Source organism: Xanthomonas sp. WHRI 7064 (assembly GCF_040202355.2).
In the GTDB taxonomy this organism is placed as follows: Bacteria; Pseudomonadota; Gammaproteobacteria; order Xanthomonadales; family Xanthomonadaceae; genus Xanthomonas; species Xanthomonas arboricola.
On the sequence record NZ_CP167821.1, the window covers coordinates 535,899 to 562,627 of the forward strand.

20 protein-coding genes and 1 other RNA gene are annotated in these 26,729 nt (G+C 66.9%); 12 read left to right on the top strand and 9 right to left on the bottom strand.

Annotated elements, in window-relative coordinates; all coding sequences use genetic code 11:
- Nucleotides 1–6: 6 nt before the first annotated feature.
- The 3 genes from ABQY74_RS02290 to ABQY74_RS02300 all read left to right on the top strand — a co-directional run bounded on the left by ABQY74_RS02290 (nucleotide 7) and on the right by ABQY74_RS02300 (nucleotide 3,116).
- Nucleotides 7–180: a DUF2934 domain-containing protein gene (locus ABQY74_RS02290; protein ID WP_005993048.1), complete on the top strand. Its 174-nt coding sequence runs from the start codon at nucleotides 7–9 to the stop codon at nucleotides 178–180.
- Between the two features lie 124 nt (nucleotides 181–304).
- Entirely contained in the window at nucleotides 305–2,467 is a 2,163-nt protein-coding gene (gene glgX, locus ABQY74_RS02295) for a glycogen debranching protein GlgX (RefSeq protein WP_016901662.1), read from the top strand.
- A gap of 16 nt (nucleotides 2,468–2,483) precedes the next feature.
- On the top strand, nucleotides 2,484–3,116 hold the full coding sequence (locus tag ABQY74_RS02300; protein ID WP_102250780.1) for an NAD(P)H-binding protein: 633 nt from the start codon (nucleotides 2,484–2,486) through the stop codon (nucleotides 3,114–3,116).
- A gap of 172 nt (nucleotides 3,117–3,288) precedes the next feature.
- Here ABQY74_RS02300 and ABQY74_RS02305 read toward each other — a convergent pair whose 3' ends face one another.
- Nucleotides 3,289–4,065 (bottom strand): SDR family NAD(P)-dependent oxidoreductase, encoded by a 777-nt coding sequence (locus tag ABQY74_RS02305; RefSeq protein WP_349793218.1) that lies wholly within the window; start codon nucleotides 4,063–4,065, stop codon nucleotides 3,289–3,291.
- A gap of 212 nt (nucleotides 4,066–4,277) precedes the next feature.
- Here ABQY74_RS02305 and ABQY74_RS02310 point away from each other — a divergent pair.
- The 4 genes from ABQY74_RS02310 to ABQY74_RS02325 all read left to right on the top strand — a co-directional run bounded on the left by ABQY74_RS02310 (nucleotide 4,278) and on the right by ABQY74_RS02325 (nucleotide 7,531).
- Nucleotides 4,278–4,350: non-coding RNA, sX9 sRNA (locus ABQY74_RS02310), on the top strand.
- Nucleotides 4,351–4,593: 243 nt separating this feature from the next.
- Nucleotides 4,594–6,003, top strand: coding sequence for an FAD/NAD(P)-binding protein (locus tag ABQY74_RS02315; RefSeq protein WP_349793220.1), 1,410 nt, complete (start codon nucleotides 4,594–4,596; stop codon nucleotides 6,001–6,003).
- Nucleotides 6,004–6,520: 517 nt separating this feature from the next.
- Nucleotides 6,521–6,952, top strand: coding sequence for a VirK family protein (locus ABQY74_RS02320; RefSeq protein ID WP_024938233.1), 432 nt, complete (start codon nucleotides 6,521–6,523; stop codon nucleotides 6,950–6,952).
- Between the two features lie 141 nt (nucleotides 6,953–7,093).
- Nucleotides 7,094–7,531, top strand: coding sequence for a VirK family protein (locus tag ABQY74_RS02325; RefSeq protein ID WP_349779803.1), 438 nt, complete (start codon nucleotides 7,094–7,096; stop codon nucleotides 7,529–7,531).
- 308 nt (nucleotides 7,532–7,839) lie between these two features.
- On the opposite strand, the gene ABQY74_RS02330 is transcribed toward ABQY74_RS02325, so the two are convergent.
- Nucleotides 7,840–9,315 (bottom strand): TolC family protein, encoded by a 1,476-nt coding sequence (locus tag ABQY74_RS02330; RefSeq protein WP_349793222.1) that lies wholly within the window; start codon nucleotides 9,313–9,315, stop codon nucleotides 7,840–7,842.
- A gap of 88 nt (nucleotides 9,316–9,403) precedes the next feature.
- Between ABQY74_RS02330 and ABQY74_RS02335 the strand changes: the two genes are divergently transcribed.
- The 3 genes from ABQY74_RS02335 to ABQY74_RS02345 all read left to right on the top strand — a co-directional run bounded on the left by ABQY74_RS02335 (nucleotide 9,404) and on the right by ABQY74_RS02345 (nucleotide 14,330).
- Nucleotides 9,404–10,021 carry a TetR/AcrR family transcriptional regulator gene (locus ABQY74_RS02335; protein WP_184230361.1) on the top strand — a complete coding sequence of 206 codons (618 nt, stop codon included), beginning with the start codon at nucleotides 9,404–9,406 and terminating at the stop codon, nucleotides 10,019–10,021.
- A gap of 77 nt (nucleotides 10,022–10,098) precedes the next feature.
- Nucleotides 10,099–11,244 (top strand): efflux RND transporter periplasmic adaptor subunit, encoded by a 1,146-nt coding sequence (locus ABQY74_RS02340; RefSeq protein ID WP_104590975.1) that lies wholly within the window; start codon nucleotides 10,099–10,101, stop codon nucleotides 11,242–11,244.
- The gene (locus ABQY74_RS02345) at nucleotides 11,241–14,330 is read left to right on the top strand and encodes an efflux RND transporter permease subunit (protein WP_349793225.1); all 3,090 of its coding nucleotides are present in this window, start codon (nucleotides 11,241–11,243) and stop codon (nucleotides 14,328–14,330) included. Before ABQY74_RS02340 ends, ABQY74_RS02345 begins: the two co-directional genes overlap by 4 nt.
- Before the next feature lie 195 nt (nucleotides 14,331–14,525).
- Here ABQY74_RS02345 and ABQY74_RS02350 read toward each other — a convergent pair whose 3' ends face one another.
- Nucleotides 14,526–15,338, bottom strand: coding sequence for an SDR family oxidoreductase (locus ABQY74_RS02350; protein WP_243849834.1), 813 nt, complete (start codon nucleotides 15,336–15,338; stop codon nucleotides 14,526–14,528).
- A 163-nt stretch (nucleotides 15,339–15,501) separates the two neighbouring features.
- Here ABQY74_RS02350 and ABQY74_RS02355 point away from each other — a divergent pair, with 163 nt between their 5' ends.
- A complete protein-coding gene (locus tag ABQY74_RS02355) occupies nucleotides 15,502–15,816 on the top strand; it encodes a helix-turn-helix domain-containing protein (protein ID WP_243849836.1) in 315 nt (104 codons plus the stop codon).
- A 363-nt stretch (nucleotides 15,817–16,179) separates the two neighbouring features.
- Nucleotides 16,180–16,512, top strand: a complete 333-nt coding sequence (locus tag ABQY74_RS02360; protein WP_047127928.1) for a DUF6172 family protein — start codon at nucleotides 16,180–16,182, stop codon at nucleotides 16,510–16,512.
- Between the two features lie 59 nt (nucleotides 16,513–16,571).
- On the opposite strand, the gene ABQY74_RS02365 is transcribed toward ABQY74_RS02360, so the two are convergent.
- From ABQY74_RS02365 to ABQY74_RS02390, 6 genes are all read right to left on the bottom strand, one after another.
- On the bottom strand, nucleotides 16,572–17,864 hold the full coding sequence (locus ABQY74_RS02365) for a DEAD/DEAH box helicase (RefSeq protein WP_349793229.1): 1,293 nt from the start codon (nucleotides 17,862–17,864) through the stop codon (nucleotides 16,572–16,574).
- Between the two features lie 1,041 nt (nucleotides 17,865–18,905).
- Nucleotides 18,906–20,354 carry a dihydrolipoamide acetyltransferase family protein gene (locus ABQY74_RS02370; RefSeq protein ID WP_349793231.1) on the bottom strand — a complete coding sequence of 483 codons (1,449 nt, stop codon included), beginning with the start codon at nucleotides 20,352–20,354 and terminating at the stop codon, nucleotides 18,906–18,908.
- A complete protein-coding gene (locus ABQY74_RS02375) occupies nucleotides 20,351–20,734 on the bottom strand; it encodes an SH3 domain-containing protein (RefSeq protein WP_016901649.1) in 384 nt (127 codons plus the stop codon). The genes ABQY74_RS02370 and ABQY74_RS02375 overlap by 4 nt, the downstream gene beginning before the upstream one ends.
- Nucleotide 20,735: 1 nt before the next feature.
- The gene (locus tag ABQY74_RS02380) at nucleotides 20,736–21,809 is read right to left on the bottom strand and encodes an alpha-ketoacid dehydrogenase subunit beta (protein ID WP_039515775.1); all 1,074 of its coding nucleotides are present in this window, start codon (nucleotides 21,807–21,809) and stop codon (nucleotides 20,736–20,738) included.
- Nucleotides 21,802–22,890: a pyruvate dehydrogenase (acetyl-transferring) E1 component subunit alpha gene (pdhA, locus tag ABQY74_RS02385; RefSeq protein WP_016901647.1), complete on the bottom strand. Its 1,089-nt coding sequence runs from the start codon at nucleotides 22,888–22,890 to the stop codon at nucleotides 21,802–21,804. The genes ABQY74_RS02380 and pdhA overlap by 8 nt, the downstream gene beginning before the upstream one ends.
- Nucleotides 22,891–23,067: 177 nt before the next feature.
- The gene (locus tag ABQY74_RS02390; protein WP_349793233.1) at nucleotides 23,068–26,649 is read right to left on the bottom strand and encodes a lamin tail domain-containing protein; all 3,582 of its coding nucleotides are present in this window, start codon (nucleotides 26,647–26,649) and stop codon (nucleotides 23,068–23,070) included.
- Nucleotides 26,650–26,729 lie beyond the last annotated feature (80 nt).

Below are 26,729 nucleotides of genomic sequence, written 5' to 3' on the forward strand. Positions count from 1 at the left end.
TAAGCAATGAACGACACGGAACGGCAAGCGCGGCTTCGCCAGTTGGCACAGGAGATCTGGGAGGCCGAAGGCCGCCCGGACGGCCACGCAGATCGGCATTGGGCCATGGCCGAGCGGCTGGTGGATGCCGAAGAGCGCGCCGCCGAACAGGCTGGCCCGCCGGTGACTGCACGCCAGTAACGGTGCCTCTGTCACCTTGCATAGTTCACCCTGCAGGCTGTGCCGTGCCAGGGTGAGCGTGCCCAGGCACACAGGCACCCGCATTCGCTCAGCGTTTTGAGTTCACCGTTCTCAGGAGTTACCGATGGCCACCCGCAAGTTCACTCAGCGCTCGCGCATTCGCGAAGGCCGTCCCAACCCGCTAGGCGCCACCTGGGATGGGCTGGGGGTCAATTTCGCGCTGTACTCGCGCAACGCCACCCGGGTGGAACTGTGCCTGTTCGACGAGCGTGGCCGTGAGCAGGAGCGCCTGGCGCTGCCCGAATACACCGACGAGGTCTGGCACGGCTATCTGCCCGACGCACGCCCCGGCCAGCTATACGGCTACCGCGTGCATGGACCCTATGCGCCCGAGGCCGGGCACCGCTTCAACCACAACAAGCTGTTGCTGGACCCGTATGCCAAGCAGATCGTCGGCGAGCTCAAATGGGCGCCGCATCTGTTCGGCTATACCATCGGCCACCGCGACAAGGATCTGAGCTTCGACCGTCGCGACAGCGCCGCGTTCATGCCCAAATCCGCGGTGATCGACCCGGCCTTTACCTGGGGCCAGGACCGCCCGCCGCAGACGCCGTGGAACCGCACGGTGATCTACGAAGCGCATGTGCGCGGGCTGAGCATGCTGCATCCGGCAGTACCGCCGGAAAACCGCGGCACCTTCTCGGCCCTGAAGACCGATGAGTTGATCGACCACATCAGCTCGCTCGGTGTCACCGCAGTGGAGCTGCTCCCGGTTCACGCCTTCGTCGACGACCAATACCTGCTGGAAAAAGGCCTGCGCAATTACTGGGGCTACAACACGTTGGGGTTCTTTGCACCGCAGGCGCGCTACATGTCCACGCGCACCGTGGCCGAGTTCAAGCAGATGGTGGCGCGCCTGCATCACGCCGGGCTGGAAGTGCTGCTGGACGTGGTCTACAACCACACCGCCGAAGGCAACGAGCTGGGGCCGACGCTGTCGTTCAAGGGCATCGACAATGCCAGCTACTACCGCTTGGCCGACGATCGCCGCTTCTACATCAACGACACCGGCACCGGCAATACCTTCGACCTGACCAACGTCGGCGCGTTGCGCATGGTGATGGACTCGCTGCGCTACTGGGTGCAGGAAATGCACGTCGATGGCTTCCGCTTCGACCTAGCCAGCATTCTGGGCCGCGAGCGCTATGGCTTCGATCCGTCGGGCAGCTTTCTCGATGCGGTGCGCCAGGATCCAGTACTGAGCCAGACCAAGCTAATCGCCGAGCCATGGGATATCGGCCCGGGCGGTTACCAGGTCGGCAACTTCCCGCCGGGCTGGGTGGAATGGAACGACAAGTTCCGCGACAACGTGCGCGCGTTCTGGCGTGGCGACGGTGGTCAGCTGGCCGAACTGGCCACGCGCCTGACCGGCTCGGCCGATCTGTTCAACCATAGTGGCCGCCGCCCCACTGCGTCGGTCAACTTCGTCACCGCGCATGACGGCTTCACCCTGCGCGATCTGGTCAGCTACGAAGGCAAGCACAACTTCGCCAACGGCGAAGAGGGCAGGGACGGCAGCGACCACAATATCTCGGCCAATTACGGCGTCGAAGGCGACACCAACGACCCGGCCATCAAGCAGCTGCGCCGTCAGCAGATGCGCAACCTGCTGGCCACGTTGTTGCTGTCGCAGGGCACGCCGATGCTGCTGGCCGGTGATGAGTTCGGCCACAGCCAGAACGGCAACAACAACGCGTATTGCCAGGACAACGAACTGACCTGGATCGACTGGACTGCTGCCACCAAGGCCGCCGCCGCCGATCAGGCTGCGTTCGTGCGTCGCCTGATCCGCATCCGCCAGCGTTACCCGCTGCTGCATCGCGCCCGCTTCTTCGACGGCAAGTTCGACGAAGCGCTGGGCCTGAAGGATCTCACCTGGCTGGCACCGGACGGTCACGAGATGGACGAAGCCGGCTGGCACGACCCGGAAGCACGCGCGCTGATGCTGCGCCTGGATGGCCGCTCGCCGACCACCGGCTTGCGCGAGATCGCCGCCAACGTGACCTTGCTGATGCTGATCAACGCCGCCTCCACCAGCGTGTCGTTCACGCTGCCGGCGATGCACGACGAACATTGGCGCGTGCTGGTCGACACCGCACGCCATGGCGGCCGCGTGGTGGCCGGCGGCAGCGAATGGAAGGCGCCGGCGCACTCGCTGACCTTGCTGGCGGTGGAGCGCGATCGCATCGCCAGCAGCGCACGCATCGTCTCCGAGGGCGCACGCTGATGGCAGGGGCGGTCTGATGGACGTGCTGCTGGCAGGGGCCACCGGTCTGGTCGGTGGACATGTTTTGCAACAACTGCTGGCCGATGCGCGCTGTACCGGCGTGGTGGCGATCACGCGCCGGCCGCTGTCGCAGATCCATCCCAAGCTGCGCAACCAGGTGATCGATTTCGAGCGCCTGGACCACTGGACCGCACCGCGCATGGAAGCGGCCATCTGCGCCCTGGGCAGCACGATGAAACAGGCCGGCTCGCGCGAGGCGTTCTATCGCATCGATCACGACTACCCGATGGCGCTGGCACGCGCCGCCTGCGCGCAGGGCACCTCGGTGTTCGTGCTGAATTCGGCGGCCGGTGCCGATGCGCACTCGCGCATCTTCTATAACCGCGTCAAGGGCGAACTGGAACGCGACCTGCGCGCGGTCGGCTTCCCCTCGCTCACCTTCGTGCGCCCGGGCCTGATCGGCGGCGAACGCGAGCAGCGGCGCACCGGCGAACACATCGGCAGCCTCGTGCTGGGCGCGCTCGGCCCGCTGCTGCCACGCCGGTTCCGCATCAACCCGGCCGAACGCATCGCCGCCGCCATGGTGAGCGCCGCGCTGGCACCGGCGCGTGGCGAGCACAGCGTCGAGGCTGCGGAGTTGGTTGGCTAATGCCGCCTTGCCGCCTCGTCGCTAGGCAGTCGGACAGAGCCGAGAAGCCGCAGTATCGTAGGAGCGTGCCTGCGCGCGACGGGGCGTTACCGATAAAGCTTCATCGCGCGCAGGCACGCTCCTACAGGTTCACGCGCAGCGGATCGGCATCTGCGCCAGCACAAATCCCCGCTCACACCCCCAACGACTGCCCGCCATCCACCGCCAGTACCTGCCCGGTGATCCAGCGTGCTTGTGGCGATGCAAGAAACAACGCCGCATCGGCGATGTGCTGCACCTGTCCGAATCCCCCGAACGGGATGCTGTCGCGGATGCGGGCATACAGCTCCGGTTCTTGATCGCGGCGGCGGGCCCATAGCCCGTCGGGGAATTCGATCGAGCCCGGTGCAATCGCGTTGACGCGGATGCGCTCGCGGGCGAGTTCGGCGGCCAGCGTGGTGGTGTAGTAATTCAGCGCCGCCTTGGCGGTGGAATAGGCGATCGCACGCGGTGTGGGGCGTTGCGCATTGATCGAGCTGATATTGAGGATCACTGCCGCAGCGCTGTTGCGCAGATGCGGCAGTGCGGCGCGATTGCAGCGCACTGCGGCCATCAGGTCGACTTCCAGACCGGCTTGCCAGCTCGCATCGTCGTTGCCGTGTCCATAACCGGAGGCATTGTTGATCACCACGTCCAGCCCATCCAGCGCCTGCGCTGCGGCCTCCACATAAGCCTCGATTTGCGCAGCATCCGACAGGTCGCAGGCGAAGGTGTGTACCGGGGCTCCATGAGGCGCCAACGCGTGGGCGGCCTGCGCGAGGCCATCGGCATTGCGTGCGCACAGCGAGACCTGCGCGCCGTTGCGCACGAACGCGTCGGCAATCGCCAGGCCGATGCCACGGCTGCCGCCTGCGATCAGCACGCGTTGATTGCGCGGCGAGATTTGCGTGGGTGCTACGGAAATGGACATGGCGGACACTCGATCGGAAACCGACATTATCGAGCAGCTCGGTCATGACGCGGAGCTCGGTGCCGTTGCAGTGTTGAACGCAGCATCGCGATGTCTGCTGTCCGTTCCACTACTTCCACCGCTCCTGCCAACGACGTGCCGGCCACCGCGTAGCGGGCTGGCGATCTACTGCGCTCATCCCCGGGCGCACGCAGCCGGTGCTCGGAATTGCCATGTGCCACTCGTACACTCAGGTTTTGAGCCGTCCCCACGCCCCGAGCGATTGCTCGATACATTTTGTCAGCCACCCTAAATCGCGTTGCGCAGCGCTGCGCTGCGAGCCAGGTTGGGAGCCATGCACCGGCGCCTGGCTGCGGTCGCGTGCGCTGTCATCTTTGTGCAATGCCGTGCGCACGCCGCTTGCAACGCAAGCTTCATCACCAAGCATGATCAGCTCATGCGTTTTCGGTTTCTCGCCGCTAACCATTTGTTTACACGTTTGCGCCGCGCTGCGGGCACAACGTGCGGGTCATTCAGTGGGAGTTGCACATGGAAACCCATATCACCGTCATCGGTGCCGGCTTCTGCGGCACCGCGCTGGTCCGTGCGCTGGCGCAGACGGCCGATGCGCAGGTGCGCATCACCCTGGTCGGCGTGACCGAGACCTTCGGCAGCGGCATCGCCTATGGTGCCGCCCGGCCGGAGCACCTGCTCAACGTACGTGCCAAGGACCTGGGCATTGACGCGCAGGCGCCAGGTGCATTCGCCGATACCCTGCATCTGGGCGACAGCGGGCGACTGGAATTCCTGCCGCGTCTTGCCTATGGCGATTATCTGCGCAGCGAGCTGGATACCGCGGTCAGTGGCGCGCAAGCGTCGATCGTGCGGCTGTCGCAGGAAGCGGTGGCGGTGGAGCGTGCGCGCAAGGGCTTTCGCGTGTTCCTGGCCAATGGCGATGCCTTCCACAGCGATCGGGTGGTGCTGGCGGTGGGCGCACTGCAGCCGCAGGCGTTGGCCGGCATCGGCCCGCGCCTGAGCGTGCATCCGCGCTATATCGGCTGGCCGTGGCAGGGCGATGCCCTGGCGCGCTTGTCGCCGGACGACGACGTGCTGATCGTCGGCACCGGGCTGACCATGGTGGATGTGGCATTGACCCTGCACACGCGCGGGCATCGCGGCCGCCTGCTGGCGATCTCGCGACGCGGCCTGGCGCCGCAGGCGCATCTGCGCCAGCCGGGCGCGGCGCTGGAGTTGCCGCCGCATCTGCAGCGCGCACTCAAGGACGCTGACCTGCGTGGCCTGCTGCGCGGCGTACGGCAACTGAGTGCAGTGGTCGACGACTGGCGACGCGTGGTGGATGCCTTGCGCCCGCATCTGCAACCGCTGTGGCAGCGGCTGGAGCTGCCGCAGCGTGCGCGTTTCCTGCGCCATCTGCGCCCGTATTGGGAGGTGGCGCGGCACCGCGTTGCGCCAGGCGCAGCGGAACAGCTGGCGCAATTGCAGCAATCAGGGCAACTGCAGATCGTCGCAGCGCGCCTGCTGCGCGCGCGTTGGGTGCCCGATGGCGTGGAGGCGGTGATTCGCCCGCGGGGATCGGCCGACGCGCAGACCGATCATTACGATGCGGTGATCCGCGCCACCGGATTGGACACCGATATCGACCGCACCAGCGACCCGTTGATCGCCGGCATGCGCGAGGCGGGGCTATTACGTGCCGATCCGCTGGGCCTGGGCGTGGATACCGATGCGCAACTGCGCGTGCGCGATGGTACCGGGCAGATCGTGCCGGGGCTGTATTGCGTGGGCCCGCTGCTACGCGGGCGCTATTGGGAAATCACCGCCGTGCCGGAGCTGCGCGTGGCTACGCGCGCCCTGGCCGAGCGTCTGTTGCTGGGTGCAATGCCGGCGTTACAGCCGGAGCCGGAACAGGTGCCGCGCGAGGTCAATGCGCGTTTGTAGTGGGGTGGATTTGTATTGCAGCTTCTTGATGGTTGTATCAAGTTGAAGCTTTGACGAGTGCGGGTTTGAGCCTTCTCTCATCGAGTGCCTCATCACCCCGCATCTTGAACCCTTCTCCCATCGGGAGAAGGTGGCACGCCAGCGCCGGATGAGGGTATGTGCGCAGCCCCGTGGGGTTGGATGATGCCGCTTTGAAAAAGTTGCTTCCGGTCGACGCGTGCCGGTTGCAGCATCTTTTTGTGCGTGCATCAGATGCTTGCGTAATGCCCGTCTGCCGTCTGCCGACATTCCTTCGGCTTTTTTTCTGGCGATAGAAGCGCCCGACCACGCAACAAACAGCCTCTGCGCGCGCAGGCATAGCCCACACGGCGCAATCGCGCGCGGACTTCGCCAAACAGCGCAATCATGCCGCGTGATGCGTAGCGCAGTGCGCCGCTGCAGACAGGACTGGGTCATGTTGACGGCCCTGGGCTGATTACAGTCCAGGTCGCTTCCTTTCCCCATCCTGGAGTTCGCCATGCCCCGTCTTGCTCCCGCTGCCTTGCTCGCCACGCTGTGCGCCTGCGCGCTGCCCGCCTGGGCCAGTGAATCGCTCAATACCCGTGCGGAAGTGCTCGCAGCCCTGGAATCCGGTTACGACGTCAGCCTGACCACCGATCTGGGCCGCTGCACACCCGAAGAAGGCACGCCGGTCACGCAGACCCGCGGCGGCCGCCATATCGATGCGTACCGCATCACCGAGGACGGCACTGCCGCGTTCTCCGGTTCGCACTTCACCGTGGCCAACGACGGCAAGCCGATCCAGCAGTTCATGCGCTACCAGCTGCGCCCGGATGGCAGCGTGCGTTTCACCACCTACATGTACGACCTGCCGGGTCTGCAGCAACGCGGGCCGGTGCTGGCGTATCAATGCACGATCAATCAAGGCATCCGCTTCCACGCCGATTGAGCGCGTTGCCCCGTGACGACTGCGGTCTGCAGTAGCGCCAGCGCGCGCAGTGCAGCCTGCAGCCGTCGTAATCGCTCCAGCGCCCGCGCGTCCTGCAATGCACTTGACCGCCACTTATTCCACTCTCTCGAGGAAACCCGCATGCCGTCACATCCAGGTTTGTCACTCGTTGCTGCCGCGCTGTGCATCGTGGCGGTGCCCGCGTTTGCCACTGAATCGTTACGTAGCCAGGCCAGCTTGATCGCTGCGCTGGAGGCGGGACGCGCGGTGGCGGTGTCGGTGGATCTGTCGCGCTGCACGGCGGAGGCGGGCACCGCATCCAGCCAGAGCCGCGGCGGTGTGCGCATCGATGCGTACCGGTTGACCGCCGATGGCACCCTGGCGTTTTCCGATACCCAGTTCATTGCTGCCAGCAGCGACGGCAAGCCATTCCAGCAGTTCCAGCGCTATCAGGTGGGCGCGGACAATCGCGTGCGACTCACCACCTACATGTACGACCTGCCAAGCCTGCAGCAACGCGGGCCGTTGCTGGCGTATCAGTGCGCGATCGACCAAGGCATTCGCTTCCACGCGCATTGAAGCGCCGCTGCGTTGCGCGATGCCACCGCGCAGCGCGTGCAGACTGTTTCGCTGCGTCGCTTACCTGCGGCTGGCATCGCGTCAATGACGCGACAGCAGCAACATCGATGCGGTCTGGCCGGGTGCGTACGTTCGCGGCATGCAAGGCGACGCGCAGTCGTCATCCGCATCTACATCGTGCAACGCACATGGGGTTGTCACCGGGCAGATGCATAGGGTCGGCCTAGACCTCGGTGGGCAATGAGCGCCCACCGATGCGATGCAATCGCCGCAGCGGGCGCCCGGTCGCAATCCTGTCCGTGTTGACGTCAGCGCGGTGACTGCTGCTGCAGCGCAACCGCGTCGGCGGCGCTGGATTGCCAGCCGCCACCCAGTGCCCTGAAAGTGGCCACTGCACTGCGCGCGGCATCCGTGCGCGCCTGCACCTGCGCATCGGATGCGCGCAGCAACTGCTCGTCGGCATTCAACACTTCGATCAGGCTGACCACGCCCTTTTCGTAGGCCAGCGCCGACGCGGTACGCGCCTTGCCCAGTGCGTCCACGCCTTGCGCGAGCACGCTGGCTTGTTGCTCGCGTTTGACCAGTGCGGTGAATGCATTTTCGACGTCCTCGGTGGCGCGCAGGACCGCCTGGCGATACGCCGCCAGCTGCTCGGCTTCCTGGCCCTTGGCCTGGGCGATCTGCGCATTGATGCGGCCGAAGTCGAACAGCCGCCAGCGCAGGCCCAGCACGCCGGCCGACTGGCTGGCATCGCCGGTGAACAGGTTGGCGCCGGAGATCGCGGTGGCGCTGCCGAGCAGTCCGCTGAGCGAGAATTTGGGGTAGTACTCGGCCATCGCCACGCCGATGCGCGCGTTCGACGCTGCCAGCCTGCGTTCGGCCGCGATCAGATCGGGGCGGCGGCGCAGCAGGTCGCCGGGCGTGCCCGTCTCGGCGATCCGCGGTGCAAGCGGAATCGGTTTGGTGGCGGCCAGTTCCGCGCGGTGCGTGCCTGGCGGCACACCCAGCATCACGTCCAGGGCGTTCATCGCCGCGACCAGGCCGCTTTCGATGCCGGGCACCGAGGCCTGCGCCTGTGCCAGCGCGCCTTGCGCCTGGTGCAGCTGCAACTCGGGCGCGAGCCCCTTTCCGTGCAGCAGCGTCACCATCGACAGCAGGCCCTGCTGGGTGGCGACCTGGCGCTGCGCCACCTCCAGCCGTGCCTGCAGGCCGCGGATGCTGATGTAGATATCGGCAGTCTGCGCCGCCACCGCCAGGCGGGTGGCGGCGGCGCCGGCTTCGCTGGCCTGGTAGTCGGCCAGTGCGGCCTGACGTCCGCGACGCAGGCCGCCGAACAGATCCAGCTCCCAGCTCGCGCCCAGGTTGGCTTCGTAGGTGCTGGCGTAGCGGTCGAAGTTGGGCGTGCTGTTGAGCACCTGGCCGAGCGGCGTTTCCAGCGACTGGTAGGCGCGGGTCGCGTTGCCGCTGATGTTGCCCGAGGGCAGCAGCGCGGCAGTGGCGGCGGTCAGGCCGGCGCGGGCCTGGGTGACGCGCGCGGTGGCCTGGGCCAAGTCCAGGTTCTGCGCCAGCGCCTGGGTGACGTAGCGGCTCAGGTCCGCGTCGTCGAATCCGGTCCACCAGGTCGAAAGCTCGGCCGGTCGCGCTGCCGGGCGCACTTCGACCGCCGCCTGGCCCGCGTAACTGTCTGGCAGGGGCGCTGCGGGGCGGGTGTAGGTCGGACCGACTGCGCAGCCCGTGGCAAGGCTGGCAACGACAAGCACGGCAACAGGGCGGAACGGGGGCATGGCAGACCAGGCAGGCAGGAATGAAGCGTGACTATAATACGAAATGGTCACTTTTGTATGTCGGGCGCTGGGGCGCTAAGCTGGCGGCATGAGCAAGACATCCAGCTATCCGGTTTCGGGCCGCGGCCCGGCCGACCATGACGTGCGCGATCAGATCGTGATTGCGGCCACCGAGCATTTCAGCCGCTACGGCTACGAGAAGACCGCCGTCTCGGACCTGGCCAAGGCGATCGGGTTCTCCAAGGCCTATATCTACAAGTTCTTCGAATCCAAGCAGGCCATCGGCGAGATGATCTGCAGCAACTGCCTGCGCGAGATCGAGACCGAGGTGCGTGCCGCGGTCGACGAGACGGAGCAGCCGCCGGAGAAATTACGCAGGCTTTTCAAGGTGATGATCGAGGCGAGCCTCCGGCTGTTCTTCCAGGATCGCAAGCTGTACGAGATCGCCACCTCGGCGGCCACCGAGCGCTGGCAATCAGTCCGCGCCTATGAAGTGCGCATCCAGACACTGCTGCAGGATGTGCTGCAGCAAGGCCGGCAAAGTGGCGATTTCGAGCGCAAGACGCCATTGGACGAGGCCACGCAGGCGATTTACATGGTGCTGCGCCCTTACATGAACCCGCTGCTGCTGCAGCACAGCCTGGAGCAGGCCGACGAGGTGCCGGTGCTGTTGTCGAGCCTGGTGTTGCGCAGCCTGTCGCCCTAAATTCGTTTGTGACTATTGACTGATCTAGTCACAAGTCTCAGGATGCGAGCCTTCATCAGCTCGCTCCTGGATTTGCCATGCTTCGGCGCCTCGTTACCTCTGCCGCTTTCTGTGTGCTGCCGCTGGCATTGATCGCCTGCGGCAAGGCGCCCCCTTCCGACCCGCGTACCGAGGCCCCGCTGGTGCGTGTGGCGATCGTCGAAGACGCCGGTGCAGCGGCACGCAGCTTCTCCGGCACGGTCGCGGCCCGGGTGCAGAGCGACCTGGGGTTCCGGGTCGCCGGCAAGGTGCAGGAGCGCTTGGTCGATGCCGGCCAGCGCGTGAAGCGTGGCCAGCCGCTGCTGCGGATCGACCCGGTCGACCTCAAGCTCGCTGCGCGGGCGCAGCAGGACGCGGTGGCGGCCGCGCAGGCACGCGCCCAGCAGGCGGGTGAGGATGAAGCGCGCTACCGCGATCTGCGCGGCACCGGCGCCATTTCCGCCTCGGCCTACGACCAGATCAAGGCCGCCGCCGACTCCGCCAGGGCGCAGCTAAGCGCCGCCCAGGCGCAGGCCGAAGTAGCGCGCAACGCCAACCGCTATACCGACCTGCTGGCCGACGCCGATGGCGTGGTGATGGAGACGCTGGTCGAACCGGGCCAGGTCGTCGCAGCCGGGCAGCCGGTGGTGCGGCTGGCGCATGCCGGCCGCCGTGAGGCGGTGATCCAGTTGCCGGAAACCTTGCGCCCGCAGGTCGGCTCGGTGGCGCAGGCCACCTTGTTCGGCAATGCCGCTGTCACCGTGCCGGCGACCTTGCGCCAGCTGTCCGAAAGCGCCGACCGGCTGACCCGCACCTTCGAGGCACGTTACGTGCTCGATGGCGCACTGGGCGATGCGCCGCTGGGCACCACGGTCAGCCTGCGCATTGCCGATGGCACGGCCGCCGGCACGCAGGCCGGGCTGCAGGTGCCGCTGGCCGCGTTGTTCGATGCCGGCAAGGGGCCGGGCGTGTGGGTGATTGCCGGCAATCCGGCCAAGGTGCGCTGGCGGCCGGTGACGGTGCTGGGCCTGGACGACGACCACGCCACGGTCGCCGGCAAGCTGGCGCGCGGTGAGCGCATCGTGGCGCTGGGCGCGCACCTGTTGCGCGACGGCGAGCAGGTGCGGGTGGTCAACACGATTGCGCCTGCCGCCGGCGCCACGACCGGCGCCAAGGCCGCGGCCGCGGCAGGAGCGCAGCCGTGAGCGAAGGCCGGTTTAATCTTTCCGCGCTGGCGGTGCGCGAGCGCTCGATCACGCTGTTTCTGATCGTCCTGATTTCGCTGGCCGGCCTGGTCGCCTTCCTCAAGCTTGGCCGTGCCGAAGACCCGGCCTTCACCGTCAAGGTCATGACCATCGTGACCGCCTGGCCCGGCGCCACGCCGCAGGAAATGCAGGACCAGGTCGCCGAGAAACTCGAAAAGCGCCTGCAGGAGCTGCGCTGGTACGACCGCAGCGAAACCTATACGCGCCCCGGGCTTGCGTTCACGACCTTGACCTTGCTGGACAGCACGCCACCCAGCCAGGTGCAGGAGCAGTTCTATCAGGCGCGCAAGAAGGTGGGCGACGAAGTCGGCAACCTGCCGGCCGGTGTGATCGGGCCGATGGTCAACGACGAATATGCCGACGTCACCTTCGCGCTGTTCGCGCTCAAGGCCAAGGGCGAGCCACAACGTTTGCTTGCGCGCGATGCGGAAAGCCTGCGCCAGCGCATGTTGCACGTGCCGGGCGTCAAGAAGGTCAACATCATCGGCGAACAGCCCGAGCGCATCTTTGTCGAGTTTTCGCACGAGCGCCTGGCCACGCTGGGCGTCGGTCCGCAGGAGGTGTTTGCCGCGCTCAATGCACAGAACGCCTTGAATGCGGCAGGTTCGGTGGAAACGCGCGGGCCGCAGGTGTTCATTCGCCTGGACGGCGCGCTCGACAGCCTGCAGAAGATCCGCGACACCCCACTGGTGGTGCAGGGCCGCACCCTGAAACTGTCGGACATCGCCACGGTCAAACGCGGCTACGAAGATCCGTCCACCTTCATGATCCGCAGTGGCGGCGAGCCGGCGTTGCTGCTGGGCATCATCATGCGCGATGGCTGGAACGGGCTGGATCTGGGCAAGTCGCTGGACAGCGAAGTCAGCGCAATCAATGCCGAGCTGCCGCTGGGCATGACCCTGAGCAAGGTCACCGACCAGGCGGTCAACATCGACGCGTCGGTGGGCGAGTTCATGACCAAGTTCTTCGTCGCACTGCTGGTGGTGATGCTGGTGTGCTTCGTCAGCATGGGCTGGCGCGTGGGTATCGTGGTGGCGGCCGCGGTGCCGCTGACGCTGGCGGCGGTGTTCGTGGTGATGCTGGCCACCGGCAAGAACTTCGACCGCATCACGCTGGGGTCGTTGATCCTGGCGCTGGGATTGCTGGTGGACGACGCCATCATCGCGATCGAGATGATGGTGGTGAAGATGGAGGAAGGCTATAGCCGCGTCGCCGCATCGGCCTATGCGTGGAGCCACACCGCCGCGCCGATGCTGTCCGGCACGCTGGTGACCGCGGTCGGCTTCATGCCGAATGGGTTTGCCGCCTCCACTGCCGGCGAATACACCAGCAACATGTTCTGGATCGTGGGGATCGCGCTGATCGTCTCATGGGTGGTGGCAGTGGTGTTCACGCCTTATCTGGGCGTCAAGATGCTGCCGGATCTGAAGAAGATCGAAGGTGGCCACGCCGCGATGTACGACACGCCGCGCTACAACCGCTTCCGCAATGCGCTGGCACGCGTCATCGCGCGCAAGTGGTTGGTGGCCGGCTCGGTGGTGGGCCTGTTCGTGCTTGCGATCCTGGGCATGGGCATCGTCAAGAAGCAGTTCTTCCCGATCTCCGATCGCCCTGAAGTGCTGGTCGAAGTGCAACTGCCGTACGGCAGCTCGATCACCCAGACCAGTGCGGCCACGGCCAAGCTGGAAGCCTGGCTGGCCAAACAGGACGAAGCGAAGATTGTCACCGCGTATATCGGCCAGGGCGCGCCGCGCTTCTTCCTGGCGATGGGCCCGGAGTTGCCGGATCCGTCGTTCGCCAAGATCGTGGTGCGCACCGACAACCAGCACGAGCGCGACGCGTTGAAGCTGCGCATGCGCAAGGCCGTTGCCGAAGGCCTGGCCCCCGAAGCGCGCGTACGCGTGACCCAACTCACCTTCGGCCCGTACTCGCAGTTTCCGGTGGCCTACCGGGTCAGCGGCGCCGACCCGCAGGTGGTGCGTGGCATTGCCGCGCAGGTCAAGCAGGTCATGCAGGACAGCCCGATGCTGCGCACCGTCAACACCGACTGGGGCACGCGCACGCCCACGCTGCATTTCACCCTGGACCAGGACCGCCTGCAGGCGGTGGGGCTGACCTCGACCGCGGTGGCGCAGCAACTGCAATTCCTGCTCAGCGGCGTGCCGGTCACGCTGGTGCGCGAGGATATCCGCAGCGTGCAGGTGATGGCGCGTTCGGCCGGCGACACGCGCTTCGATCCAGCACGCATCGCTGACTTCACCCTGGCCGGTGCCAATGGCCAGCGCGTGCCGTTGTCGCAGGTGGGCAAGGTGGATGTGCGGATGGAAGAGCCGATCCTGCGCCGCCGCGATCGCGTACCGACGATCACCGTGGGCGGCGATGTCGACGAGCAGCTGCAGCCGCCGGATGTCTCGGCGGCGATCACCAGGCAACTGCAGCCGATCATCGACACATTGCCCAGCGGTTACCAGATCAAGGAGGCCGGTTCGATCGAGGAATCCGGCAAGGCAACCACTGCGATGCTGCCGCTGTTCCCGATCATGCTGGCGGCCACCTTGCTGATCATCATCCTGCAGGTGCGTTCGATCTCGGCGATGGTGATGGTGTTTCTGACCAGCCCGCTCGGCCTGATCGGCGTGGTGCCGACCCTGATCCTGTTCCAGCAACCCTTCGGCATCAATGCGCTGGTGGGCCTGATTGCGTTGTCGGGCATTTTGATGCGCAACACGCTGATCCTGATCGGGCAGATCCATCACAACGAGGCCGAAGGGCTGGACCCGTTCCATGCGCTGGTGGAAGCCACCGTGCAGCGTGCGCGCCCGGTGATCCTGACCGCGCTGGCGGCGATTCTGGCGTTCATCCCGCTCACGCATTCGGTGTTCTGGGGCACGCTGGCCTATACGCTGATCGGCGGCACCCTGGCCGGCACGATCCTGACGCTGGTGTTCCTGCCGGCGATGTATTCGATCTGGTTCAAGATCCGGCCCGATTCCGGCAGTACCCGGGCAGCGACGCAGCACGCCTGATGCCGCTCGGCCAGGGCGGCCAGGTCGCGGTTGTCGAACGGGTCGGCGCGCGGTCGCTCACCAGCGTGGGCCGCCGCCGCGGCCTGCGAGGAACTGATAGCCGGCCGGCAGGCCGGCGTGCGGGAACCGTGGCGCCGTACAGGGCACAGCCGACAGCACGTCCGTGCCTTGTGGTTTGCCTGGTGAAGCGGTGACTCAGACCTGGTCGGTCGGAAGCACGAAGACTTCGGCGATGTTGACGTTGGACGGTGCCTGCGCCGCGAACAGGATGGTGTCGGCAATATCCATCGGATCCAGCATGCGAACCGTGCCGGCATAACCGGCCATCATGGCCTGATATTCCGCGCTGGTGGTCTGTGCCGGAAGCTCGGTTGCGACGATGCCCGGTTGAATGCTGGTGACGCGGATGTTGTGCTTCTTGCCGACTTCCATCCGCAGGCCTTCGGTGAACGCGGTGACTGCAAACTTGCTTGCCGAGTACACCGCAAATCCCTGGCCAAACACCTTGCGCCCGGCGATCGAGGAAGTATTGAAGACGTGGCCGGAATGTTGCTTGATCATCTGCGGCAGCACCGCTGCGGCCACGTTGAGCACGCCTTTCACATTGACATCGATCATCTGTTCCCATTCGTCGGTATGGAAGTCATCGATGCCGGACAGCGGCATGATGCCGGCGTTGTTGACCAGCACATCGATTGCGCCATAAGCGGCGATCAGTGCTGCGACGCCGGCAGTGACCGAGTGCTTGTTGGCGACATCCATTTCCAGCACCACGGCCTGGCCGCCCGCCTGTTCAATGTCTGACTTCAATGCCTGCAGCCGGTCGATGCGGCGTGCGGCAATGCCCACCTTCATTCCTGCCGCTGCGAGTTTCTTTGCCGTTGCGCTACCGATGCCGCTGGAGGCGCCGGTAATCAGGGCCACTTTGCCGTGGAGCTCATTCGTTGACATCGACATTCTCTCGTTGGTTGTCGATGCGGGACTGGACGCGGGGGACTGCCCGTCCAATCGGTTTTCAGCACCAGCAAGATGATATCCATCATATACTTAGTTTCAATTACGCACCTTGAGGTAACTAGATATGGCTGAGGAAACCGCCACCCCGTGCAGCCTCACGCGGGTTGCCGATATCCGGACGGTGCTGGAGCCAATCGCCAACAAGTGGTCGATCATGATCATGACCGTGCTGTGCAACGGGCCCACGCGGTTCAACAACATCAAGCGGCAGCTGGACGGCGTGACCCACAAGTCGCTGACCGAAGCGCTGCGGCGGCTCGAGCGCATCGGCCTGATCAGCAGGGAAGTGATCTCCTCCTCGCCGGTGGCCGTGCAATATCGGCGCACCGCGCTGGGCGAGACGCTGGAAGCGCCACTGCTCGCGCTGCTGCACTGGTGCCAGGATCACGCCGATGAGGTGATTGCGGCCGAACGGCAAGGGGACGAGAGCAGTCACGCTGCCGCATCGGCAACCGCCTTAAAGGGATGAGCACTGCGGCACGCCCGCGCGTGTACGGTGCGCCAACGTGCCGATAATGGAACGCCACGCTGCGATCTTGCTGCCGGGCAGCCAGCGCGGCAGCAGCCAGGTGGCAGGCCGAGGGTTGCGACACGCCGTCGTCGTGCATGAGGCGGTGGCGGCCTGCCCGCCTGTGCCAGCCTGCATCGATGCGCCGCCCGTCGCGCCGTAGCGGCGGCGTGCATCCATGCTGGCGGAGGGCGCGCGTGGCCTTCTCCACGCCGACACAGGCAAACGCTTGCGCCCATGCCGCCGGCCACCGGATCCCCGGCGATTCACCCAGAACGGCCGTGTGGCCTCACAATAGGCGGCCAGCTCCCAACCGATGTCGCCATGCGCAAGACCTACCAGCTCAACCTCGAAGGCAAGAACCGCGATCGTCTGCTGGAATCCAGCAAGCACGATATCCGCAAGTACATCCGCCGCGAGCGTCGCAAGGACTTGCCGGAAGGGGCGGATTATTGGGACTTCGACATGCGCTTCGGGGTGGACGAGGCCAGTGCTGCGCCGCTGCCGCCGGCCGAGCTGATCCGCTCGATCAATGCGCTCACCAGCGAAGGTGGCGAGCAGTTCTTCGTGGAAATCCTGCGCAAGCCCGGCAAGCGGACTCCGCGTGCCGATGGCGACAGCGCCCCGGGCGGCGAGCTGGATTTCGAGCAGGACTGAGTCTTCGCATGGCGTCCGCCTTGGCGTGACGCCAGCGCGTCAGATGTCACGCAGCGCCTTCAGTCGGGCTTGCCTGCCTGCGTCGCCGCTGCCGCGCGTTGCTTGTCCTTCTTGCTCGGCCGCCTGCCCTTGATGCCGCCGTTGTCGTCCGCAGCGCGCGTGCCGGTCTTCGGCATCTGTGTTGCAGGCGCCGCGGTCGCCGGGCTCGGCTCGAACCCGGCGACCAGGCTGGTCGGTACGCGCAGGCCCTGGCGTTTTTCGATCAAACGCCATTGCGGCTGGCTCTCTGCCGTGACGAAGCTGATCGCAAGGCCGCTGGCGCCGGCGCGTGCGGTGCGGCCGATACGATGGGTGTAATCCACCGTCGAGCGCGGCAGGTCGTAATTGATCACGGCCGGCAGCGCATCGATATCGATACCGCGTCCGGCCAGGTCGGTGGCCACCAGCACCTGCAGCTCGCGCTGTTTGAAGGCGTGCAACGTACGCTCGCGGCGGCCCTGGCTCAGTTCGCCGTGCAGCGGCTGCGCATTGATGCCGGTCTTGCCGAGTTTTTCGGCGACTTTTTCGGCGGTGTGCCGGCTGGCGACGAACACCAGCACATGCGACCAACCATGCTCCTGCAGCAGGTGGCGCAGCAGTTGCGTGCGCTGGCCGGCATCGACGGCGATCGCGCGTTGTTCGATCGCAGGCGCAGCCTCCGGGGTGGCGGCAACGGTGATGCGTAGCGGGTCGCGCAGGCGACGCTTGGCCAGCGAGGCGATGCCGGGCGGAAACGTGGCCGAAAACAGCACGCTCTGGCGCTGCGTCGGCAGCAAGGCCAGGATGCGATCGAGCTCGGCACCGAAGCCCAGCTCGAGCAGACGGTCGGCTTCATCCAGCACGAGTGTGGCGACTTCGCTCAGGCGCAGCGCGTTGTGGCCGACCAGATCCAGCAGCCGCCCGGGCGTGGCGACCACGATATCGGCACCCCCGCGCAGGGCGAGCAGCTGCGGATTGATCGAACTGCCGCCGGTAGCCGCCACGATCTTGAGCCGCCGCGGCAGATGCGCGGCCAGTTGACGCAAGGTGTCTTCGACCTGCGCAGCGAGTTCGCGCGTGGGCACCAGCACCAGTGCCCCGAGCACGCGCGGCGCGGTGTCGGGCGCCAGGCAACGTTGCTGCAGCAGCGGCAGCGCATAGGCCAGCGTCTTGCCCGAGCCGGTCTGCGCCATCGCGATCAGATCGCGCCCCTGCAGCATCGGCGCAATGGCCTGCTGCTGGATCGGCGTGGGCGTGTGGTGACCGGCGCGAGTCAGCGCAGTGTCGAAGAATGGCTGCAGCTGTGGCGACAGCGAGAGATGGGCAAATGACATGGGTCGATTATCCAGGCATTTGCGCTGCAATGGTCGGTGGGACGTCATGCGGGGTTGCCGCTGGGCAATGCATCGATGGGCGGGCAGGGCGCCGCAACCAGAGCGCAGCGCCGCCGCTCGGCAGCGCATCTCTCCACATCGTCCAAGTCCATCGCGGCACAACGCGTAACGCAGTCAAGACTTCGACCCCATGGATTCTTAGGCGCGATCAGATGTTTGAATCAAAAGACTGGTCCGTCGAGTGCGCGGTGCCCTCACCGCTTGCGGGACACGCCGTGAATCCATCCGTGGAGGCTCCTCGGCGGCATCCATGCCGCCGAGGGTCCCGCAACCTGCGAGGGCACCGCACCAGAAAGTTGGTCGGTGGTCGAATGAAAGCTGCTTGCTCGACATGCATCGACCACTGAGCCATTGAACCCACCCATCGTGCTCCAACGATGCACATCGCGCACCGCTCTTGACCGTGCACACTGACCATCTCGACTGGTCCTTGCCGGCCCATCGTCGCGGGACCTTACGCGGCATGGATGCCGCGTAAGAGCCTACAAGGACGTACTCGCGGCGTGTCCCGCGATGGTGGGCGGCAAGGGCCCTGCAGCCAAACCTGGGGTTTGCAACTGATCGTATGCGCCGCAATCCAGACGCCGCGTCATGCCTGCTTGTAACCGCGCACACCGACCATCTCGACTGGTCCTTGCCCGCTCACCGTCGCGGGACCTTACGCGGCATGGATGCCGCGTAAGAGCCTACAAGGATGTACTTGCGGCGTGTCCCGCGATGGTGGGCGGCAAGGGCCCTGTAGCCAAACCTGGCATTGGCAACTGATCGGATGCGCAGTAATCCACACGCCGCATCACGCACTGCTCTTAACCATGCACACCGACCATCTAGACTGGTCCTTGCGCGCCCACCGGCGCGGGACCTTACGCGGCATGGATGCCGCGTAAGAGCCTACAAGGACGTACTTGCGGCGTGTCCCGCGATGGTGGGCGGGCAAGGGCCCCGCAGCCAGGATCAGCCGCTCTACCTGCAATCCGTGCGTCAGTTGGCCAGCGCCAGATCGTCCAGCAGTGCGCGCAGGAAACGCGCGGCTTCGCCGCCGGTGGCGGCGCGGTGGTCGAAGGTCAGCGACAGCGGCATCACCTTGTGGGTTTCCACCCCGCCCATCACCGGAGTGAGCTGGTAGCGCGCACGGCCGGCGGCGACGATGGCCACGCATGGCGGTACTACTACCGGGGTGGCGTAGCGGCCGGCGAACATGCCGAAGTTGGACAGCGAGATGGTGTAGCCGCTCAGTTCCGACGCGGCGATGCTGCGGTTTTCCACCTGCTGGCGCAGCCGGTTGACGCTCTCGCGGATGCCGTGCGCGTCGAGCATGTCGGCATTGCGCAGTGCGGGCACGAACAGGCCTTCCTCGGTGTCCACCGCAATGCCGATATCCACCTGGGTGTGCAGGGTGCGGCTGAGCGCCTCGCCGTCGAACCAGGCATTGAGCGCGGGAACCGCCTGGCACGCCCGCACGATGCCGCGTACCAGCCGCACGGTGACATCGTTGCCGGGCTGCCAGGCGTGGATGTCGGCATCGTCGTTGAGCGTGGTCGGCACCACCTTGCTGTGCGCATCGGCCATCACGCGCGCCATGTTGCGGCGCACGCCCTTGAGCTGCTCCGGCTGGCCTTTGGCGACCACGCCTGGCGACTGGGTACGCATCGGTTTGCCGCTGGCAGACAGCGCTGCACGCAGTTGCGCGTTGCCGGCTGCGCTGGTTGCCGATTGCGTGCCGGCAGCGGCGTGCGAGGCGGCTGCCGGCGCGTTGTTGCCGTTGCTCGGCGTGACCGAGGCGCCGGCGCGCGCTACAGACAGCGGCGCGCTGCCGGCCGCGGCGGCCTGCTTCACATCCGCCATCGTCACCGTGCCATCCGGGCCGCTCGCACGGATCTGGGCCAGGTCCACGCGCAGCTTGCGCGCCAGCGCGCGCACGGCCGGCATCGCGCGCACGCCGCCCACGGCGATCGCCTGTTCGCTCTGCACCGCGTTGGAGCTCTGCATCGCACCGACCACGGTACCGGCGTCGTCACGCTCGCTCTCGTCACTGGAATCGGCGTCGGCAATCTCGCCGCCGTTGTCGGAGGCGACCACGCGCGCGGTCGGGCCGGCCGCGCTGTCGCCGGTGCTGGGCGTGTGCGTGGGTGCAGGGCCATGCGAGTGGCCGGTGTCCTGACCATCGGCGCGCTGCGGCTGCGAGGCGTCCAGCGCGAACTGCGCCAGCATCGCACCGGTGACGATGATGTCGCCGGCGGCACCGGCGAGCTTGGTCACGGTGCCGGAAAACGGCGAGGGCACCTCGACCACCGCCTTGGCGGTCTCCATCGAGACCAGCGGATCGTCCAGGCGCACGCTGTCGCCCTCCTTGACGAACCATTCGACGATGGTGGCGTCGGGCAGGCCTTCGCCCAGGTCGGGCAGGTGGAAATTCTTTGCTTCGCTCATGGCAGGTTCTCTTGCGCCGCAGGCAGCGGCGGCGTGGTGTCGTCGAGGAGTTCGAGGTCGGCGGCCGGTAGCCAGCCCTGCATGCCATCGGCACGCTCGGACCACCACCAACCGCCATGTTCGTAATGCAGCAGCACGTCCTCGCCCTGGTGGGCATCGAGTTCGCGTGCGTCGTAGTCGCGCAGGGCTTCGGCCTGGCCGTCGCCCAGCGGGCGCAGCCAGGCCACCGGGGCCCAGCCGGCATGGCCGTCGCCGGTGTTGACCCAGGCGAAGGCCGGCCATTCCTCATCGCGCACGCCGATGGTCACCTGCTGGCCAGCACGGAAGCGGATCGGGTTGGCGTACGCGGCGCGGTAGTCGCAGAGCAGACGGGCGCGCATGTCAGCCGGCGGCCACCGCGCGACGGGCGGCGGTGACGATGCGTTCCACGCTCGGCAGATACTTCATTTCCAGCCGGAACAGCGGGATATGCGTGTCGTAGCCGGTGACGCGTTCGACCGGTGCGAGCAGGTCGTACATCGATTTTTCCGCCAGCTGTGCGGCGATCTCCGCACCGAAGCCGGCGGTGCGCGGGGCTTCCTGCACGATCACGCAGCGGCCGGTCTTGGCCACCGATTCGGCGATGGTGTCGAAGTCCAGCGGGCGCAGCGTGGCCACGTCGATGACCTCGGCGCTGATGCCTTCGCCGGCGAGTTTGTCGGCCGCTTCCAGCGCTTCCTTGACCTGCGCGCCCCAGGTGACCAGGGTGACGTCGGTGCCGTCGCGCAGCACGAAGCACACGTCCAGCGGCAGCGCCTCGCCATCGTTGGCGACCACTTCCTTGTACTGGCGGTAGATGCGCTTGGGCTCCATGTAGATCACCGGATCCGGGTCGCGGATCGCGGCCAGCAACAGGCCATAGGCGCGCTGCGGCGAGGACGGCAGCACCACACGCAAGCCGGGCACGTTGGTGAAGATGGCTTCGTTGGCTTCGCTGTGATGTTCCGGCGCGCGGATGCCGCCGCCCCACGGCACGCGCAGCACCATCGGGCAATGCAGGCGGCCGCGGGTGCGGTTGCGCAGGCGTGCGGCGTGGCAGATCAGGTGATCGACCATGGGATACACGAAGCCGTCGAACTGCGCTTCGGCCACCGGCTTCATGCCCTGCGCGGCCAGGCCGACGCTCAGGCCGGCGATGGTGGTTTCATCCAGCGGCGTGTCCAGCACCCGCTCGCTGCCGAAGCGCTGCTGCAGTCCGGCGGTGGCGCGGAACACGCCGCCGTTGACGCCGACATCCTCGCCCAGCACCAGCACCGCAGGGTCGTGTTCCAGCTCCCAGGCCAGCGCCTGGGTGATGGCTTCGATCAAGGTGATGGGCGAACTCATGGCGATCTCTCCGCGCGTGGCTGCGGCGTTGTAAGGGGCACTGGCCTGCTGCTGTGTCGCAGCCAGGTGTGACTGGTTGAGCTCATCCATGGCGGGCCTCCTGCGCCATCACCTCGGCGCGCTGGGCCAGCAACTCGGCCGGCGGGTCGCCGTAGAGGTAATCGAACATCGCTTCGACCGGCTGTACCGGCGTGTTGAGGTAGGCGTTGACCTCTTCGTCCACGCGCGCGCCGCATTCGGCCTTCCAGGCGGTTTCCTGCGCCTCGTCCCACAGGCCCTGCGCGGTGAGATAACGGCGCAGGCGCAGCAGCGGCTCGCGCGCCCAGCCCTGCTTGACCTCTTCTTCGCCGCGGTAGCGCCGCGCATCGTCGGCGGTGGTGTGATCGGACAGGCGGTAGGTCAGGAACTCGATCACCGTGCCGCCGTCGCCGGCCAGTGCACGCGCACGCGCCTGACGCATCGCCTCGAGCACTGCGATCAGGTCGTTGCCGTCCACCTGCAGGCAATGCAGGCCGCCGGCCAGGCCCTTCTGCGCCAGCGTCTGTGCGCCGGTCTGCGCCGAGCGCGGCACCGAGATCGCCCAACCGTTGTTGATCACGCATAGGATCAGCGGCAGCTTGTAGGCACCGGCCGAATTGAGCGCGGCGTAGAAGTCGGTCTTGGAGCTGCCGCCATCGCCGCAGCAGGCCACTGCCACCTGCGGCTTGCCCTGCAGCTTGAACGACAGCGCCGAACCGGCCGCGTGCAGGCACTGGGTGGAGATCGGCACGCAGATCGGGAAGTCGATGGCCGCATCGGCATCGCGCGGATAGTCGCTGCCGCGTTCGTCGCCGCCCCAGTACAGCAGCACGTCGCGGGGGCGCACGCCGCGTTCGAACATGGTGCCGTACTCGCGATAGCTGGGCGCGAACACATCGCCGCTGCGCATCGATGCGCCGATGCCCACGTGGGTGGCTTCGTGGCCGAGGCAGGCCGCATAGGTGCCCAGCTTGCCGGTGCGCTGCAGCGCGACCGACTTGCTGTCGAAGGTGCGCACGAACAGCATGCGCTTGAACAGCGCGAGCAACTGTTGCGGGTTGGCGGCGTCGGCCGGCAGGTCGTCGCGGACGATCTGGCCGTCCGCATCCATGTATTGCAGGTATTCGATCTCGAACTGCGCGGCTACGCTCATTGCGGCGACACCTTCACCAAGAAGTTTCAAATGATATGAGTTGCGATGTTAAGGACCACGCAGCAAAAAGCTGTCCTGCACCGCAGCACACAATGATGCTGGCTTGCACAAAAAAAAGGGCGCGGACCAGGCCGCGCCCTTTGTCGCAGTACAGAACTGCGACGTGTTGCACTGCAATCAGCGGCGGCCGGCGCCTCCACCGATCGGGGTGACGATCAGCGCCGTGTTGTCGGCTGGGTTGGCATCGGGCGAGGTCGAGCTGGCGCTGGCCTGCACCCGCACCGCGCGTTCGGCCGGGATCGGCTTTGCCGCGACGGTCAGCTGGAACACGGCCTGCGCGCCCGATTGCACTGCGGCGGCGGTGCTGCAGACAAACACTGCGTTGCGCAACGACTGCAGTTGCTTGGCACAACGCCAGCCGCTGGGCGGCACCAGCAGTGACAGCGCCGACACCGTGTTGCCTTCGATCCGCACGCTGGCCCCGGTGGCCGCTGCGTTGCCGCGGTTGTCCAGCAACACCCGGTAGGTGGCGTTGAAGGCGGTGGTCGGCAGCGTGGCAGGGCCTTCCAGGCGCACTGCCAGATCGCTGCGCAGCGCTGGCTGCACACTGACTGCGGCGGTGTCGGTGTTGTTGTCCGGCTGCGGGTCGGGCGTTTGCGAGGCGACCGAGGCGGCCAGGGTCAGCGTGCGTCCTGCCAGTTCTGCGCCAGCGTCGACCTGCACGGCAAAGCGCTGTGCGTTACCGGCTGCCAGCGAGGCGATGGTGCAGGTGACCACGGTCTGCGTCGTGGTTTCCGGCGCCTGGCAGCTCCAGCCCGGTGCCGCGGTGACCCGTGGGCTGACCGCGGCATCGAAGGCCAGTGCCACTGCGGCAAACGCCGCGCTGTCGGGCCCACGGTTCTCCACATCCACACTGAAGTCGATGCGCTCGCCTTCGGTGACCTGTGCGCGTGCCGCAGTGACCGTTGCGCCCAGGTCGGCACGCAACGCGGGCGCCATGCGCAGCAGCACCACGGTGGGGTCGTGGTCGGACAAGCGCGTGGGCGTATTGGCATCGTTGCGCGCAGTACCGGGGAAGTCGGCATTGATGCGTGCGTGGCCCACCGACAGCGAGGCGATGCCGGGTGCGCGCATCAGCGCCTCGTTGGCCAGGATGTGATCGAGCGACTGCACGTTGCCGTCGAAGGCGTACGAGTAGCTCTGGTCGGGCGTATTGAACCAGGTCAGGTCGGTGTAGTCCGGGTTGACCAGGTCCGCGCCATCGCCGCTCACCACGGTCTGCGCATCCGGCGCCGGCCGGCCGGTGACGGTGCCCATCGCATCCACATAGCCGTCGTTGAACTCGAAGGCGTTGAAGTCGCCCATCACCAGCACCTGTTCGGCCGGGTCGAGCTGCTGGCGCGCCTGCAGCAGGCGCGCCAGGTACTCGGCCTGGGCCCGGCGTTTGGCGCGGATGCGGGTGCCGGCCGCATCGTCGGTCTCGGCGCCGTTGAGCGAGCGTTGATGCACCACGATGGCGGTCAGCGGCAGCACGCGGCCATCGGCCTGGTGCACCCTGGCGGTGAGCACCAGCGGTGGGCGATCGTTGAGCAGGCTCACGCCACCGCCCGGTTCGGTCCAGGTGGTGGTCTTGCCTTCCTGGGCGATGGACACCACTTCCACGCGCGGCACGCGGCTGGCGACCTCGGCGGTCTTGACCAGGAAGCCGACGTCGATGCCGCCGACGTCATTGCCTTCCTGCAGGTAGGCCACGTACTGCGGGTTGGGCTGCCCGCCGGCCACCGCATCGGCATTGATGCGCGCAGCCAGGGTCTGCAGCACGCTGATGTTTTCCACCTCCACTGTACCCAGGATGTCGGGCGTGTGCAGGTAGTTGCGGATCGCCAGCGAGGCCTTGTTGAGGCGGGCCTGGAACGCGGCCGGAGTGAGCACCGGTTCGCCGATCGCCGGGTCGTTCTGGTCGTCGAAGAAGCGCTCCATGTTGTAGGTCGCCACGGCCACGTCGTCGGCCTGCGGCATCGGTGCCGGGCGTGGTTGGTCGGCACCGTTGCAGTTCACCTGCGGGGTGCGTTCCGGATACAGCGTGTAGCGGCGGAAGCTGTAATCCAGCGGGCCGGTGACATCCAGCACGACGCAGCCGGAGGCCAAATCCAACCGTTCGGCACCCACGCCGGCACTACCGACGGCGATCACTTCCGGGTTGGTGTTCCAGCGCGGCACACCGGCAGGCGAGCCAGCCGGCAGCGGGTCGGGCAACTGCACGCCGGGCTCGCGAAAGGCGCGCGGCAGGCCGGTGACCACTGCATGGAACACGCCATTGCTGGTGGCAGTGGCGTTGGTCTCGTTGACGCTGCCGCCGGTGGGCGCATTGACGGTGAGGCTGGCAGCGGTGACGCGCATGCCTTCCAGCGCTTCGAGCTGATCAAAGGCGCCGTTCGGGTTGGGGAAGTTCGCGCTCAGCGCCACCGGCATCGGCAGCGGGTTGCCGGTGGAATCCAGCAGCACGGTCAGGCTGCCGCCGATCTCGGTCAGCGGCGGCTGGGTCGGGTCGGCAGTGGGCACGTACTCGAGCACCGTGCCCTGCACGCGCACCCGGTTGCCGATGGCGGCGGCGTCCGGCGGTGCGCTGCCGGTGTAGACGTAGACGCCTTCGGAGGTGGCCGGATCGCCATCGGTTTCGGCATCCGGTGCCTGCAGGAAGAAGCCGGCGCTGCGACGGGCAGTGACGATGCCCGAGGTGGCGACCACCTGGCCTTCCAGCGGCGAGCGTGCGCCCTTGCCCTGGATGGCGTGGATCGGCAGCAGGCTGAAGTCATCGTTGAGGATGGTGCCGGTGGCGCTCAGCGTGGCCGGCAACGCGCCGGTGAGGCCGCTGATCTGCAGCGCGAAGGTCTCGTCGGGTTCGGGCGTGGTGTCGCCCAGCACCTCCACGGTGATGCTGGCGCTGCGCTCGCCGGCGGCGATGCGGACGCTGGAGGCGGCCAGGGCGACATAGTCGCTGCCGGCCGTGGCCGTGCCATCGGCGGTGGCGGCGGTGAAGCTCACCCCGCCTGCGCCGGCCGGCTGGCTCAGACTCAGCGTGAACACGAAACTGCGGCTGCCGCTGTTGCCTTCGGCCTGGCTGACGTCGGCCAGCGTGGCGATCGGCTGGCCGCCGCCGCTGCACAGCCGTGCGGGGCTGGCGGCGTTGCGCGGGGCCGGCGCGCCGGTGGCGAAATCGGCCGCGTTGTTGTCGGTGTCGCTGCAGCCATCGCCGCCGCGCAGCACTGCCAGCGTATTGCTGGGCGCCGGCGTGGGCGCATTGCCTTCGGCGCAGCTGGCGGTGCTGCCATAGCCGACCAGATCGGCATTGCCGGTGGGGCAGGCGCCGCTCAACGCGGAGGCGCTGTTGCTCAGCGCCACCTTGCCGGCGCCGCCGCCCATGGCGATGGTGCCGGTGGCATCAGGCGTGGGCAGCGCAACGCTGCCGCCGCTGCCATCGGCCTGCTTGACCAGGTAGTAGCCGCCGGCCGGAACGCTGCCTGCCAATGGCGTGACCTGCCAGCTGCTGCCGGCGGCCGAGGCATATTGCACCGACCAGCCGTCCAGGCTGACCGTGGTGCTGCCGATGTTGTGCAGCTCGACGAAATCGCTGCGAAAGGTGGCACCGCTGTTGCCGCCACCGCCGTAGACCTGGCTGATGACGACCTGGGCATTGGCGTGGCCGGCAACCGCCAGCGCACAGAGAAGTAAGGCTGCACGACGCTGCAACACATGCATGAGATGAGAGTCCCCTGATCCATGAGACGTGAAGCGCTCCCCTGGTCCGGCCACGTCCCTGGCCGGCAGCGCCGTTCGAT

Coding starts and splice junctions, on each gene's coding strand:
- ABQY74_RS02290 (WP_005993048.1), top strand. CDS start 7: ATGAACGACACGGAACGGCAAGCGCGGCTTCGCCAGTTGGCACAGGAG.
- glgX (WP_016901662.1), top strand. CDS start 305: ATGGCCACCCGCAAGTTCACTCAGCGCTCGCGCATTCGCGAAGGCCGT.
- ABQY74_RS02300 (WP_102250780.1), top strand. CDS start 2,484: ATGGACGTGCTGCTGGCAGGGGCCACCGGTCTGGTCGGTGGACATGTT.
- ABQY74_RS02305 (WP_349793218.1), bottom strand. CDS start 4,065: ATGTCCATTTCCGTAGCACCCACGCAAATCTCGCCGCGCAATCAACGC.
- ABQY74_RS02315 (WP_349793220.1), top strand. CDS start 4,594: ATGGAAACCCATATCACCGTCATCGGTGCCGGCTTCTGCGGCACCGCG.
- ABQY74_RS02320 (WP_024938233.1), top strand. CDS start 6,521: ATGCCCCGTCTTGCTCCCGCTGCCTTGCTCGCCACGCTGTGCGCCTGC.
- ABQY74_RS02325 (WP_349779803.1), top strand. CDS start 7,094: ATGCCGTCACATCCAGGTTTGTCACTCGTTGCTGCCGCGCTGTGCATC.
- ABQY74_RS02330 (WP_349793222.1), bottom strand. CDS start 9,315: ATGCCCCCGTTCCGCCCTGTTGCCGTGCTTGTCGTTGCCAGCCTTGCC.
- ABQY74_RS02335 (WP_184230361.1), top strand. CDS start 9,404: ATGAGCAAGACATCCAGCTATCCGGTTTCGGGCCGCGGCCCGGCCGAC.
- ABQY74_RS02340 (WP_104590975.1), top strand. CDS start 10,099: ATGCTTCGGCGCCTCGTTACCTCTGCCGCTTTCTGTGTGCTGCCGCTG.
- ABQY74_RS02355 (WP_243849836.1), top strand. CDS start 15,502: ATGATCATGACCGTGCTGTGCAACGGGCCCACGCGGTTCAACAACATC.
- ABQY74_RS02360 (WP_047127928.1), top strand. CDS start 16,180: ATGCGCAAGACCTACCAGCTCAACCTCGAAGGCAAGAACCGCGATCGT.
- ABQY74_RS02365 (WP_349793229.1), bottom strand. CDS start 17,864: ATGTCATTTGCCCATCTCTCGCTGTCGCCACAGCTGCAGCCATTCTTC.
- ABQY74_RS02370 (WP_349793231.1), bottom strand. CDS start 20,354: ATGAGCGAAGCAAAGAATTTCCACCTGCCCGACCTGGGCGAAGGCCTG.
- ABQY74_RS02375 (WP_016901649.1), bottom strand. CDS start 20,734: ATGCGCGCCCGTCTGCTCTGCGACTACCGCGCCGCGTACGCCAACCCG.
- ABQY74_RS02380 (WP_039515775.1), bottom strand. CDS start 21,809: ATGGATGAGCTCAACCAGTCACACCTGGCTGCGACACAGCAGCAGGCC.
- pdhA (WP_016901647.1), bottom strand. CDS start 22,890: ATGAGCGTAGCCGCGCAGTTCGAGATCGAATACCTGCAATACATGGAT.
- ABQY74_RS02390 (WP_349793233.1), bottom strand. CDS start 26,649: ATGCATGTGTTGCAGCGTCGTGCAGCCTTACTTCTCTGTGCGCTGGCG.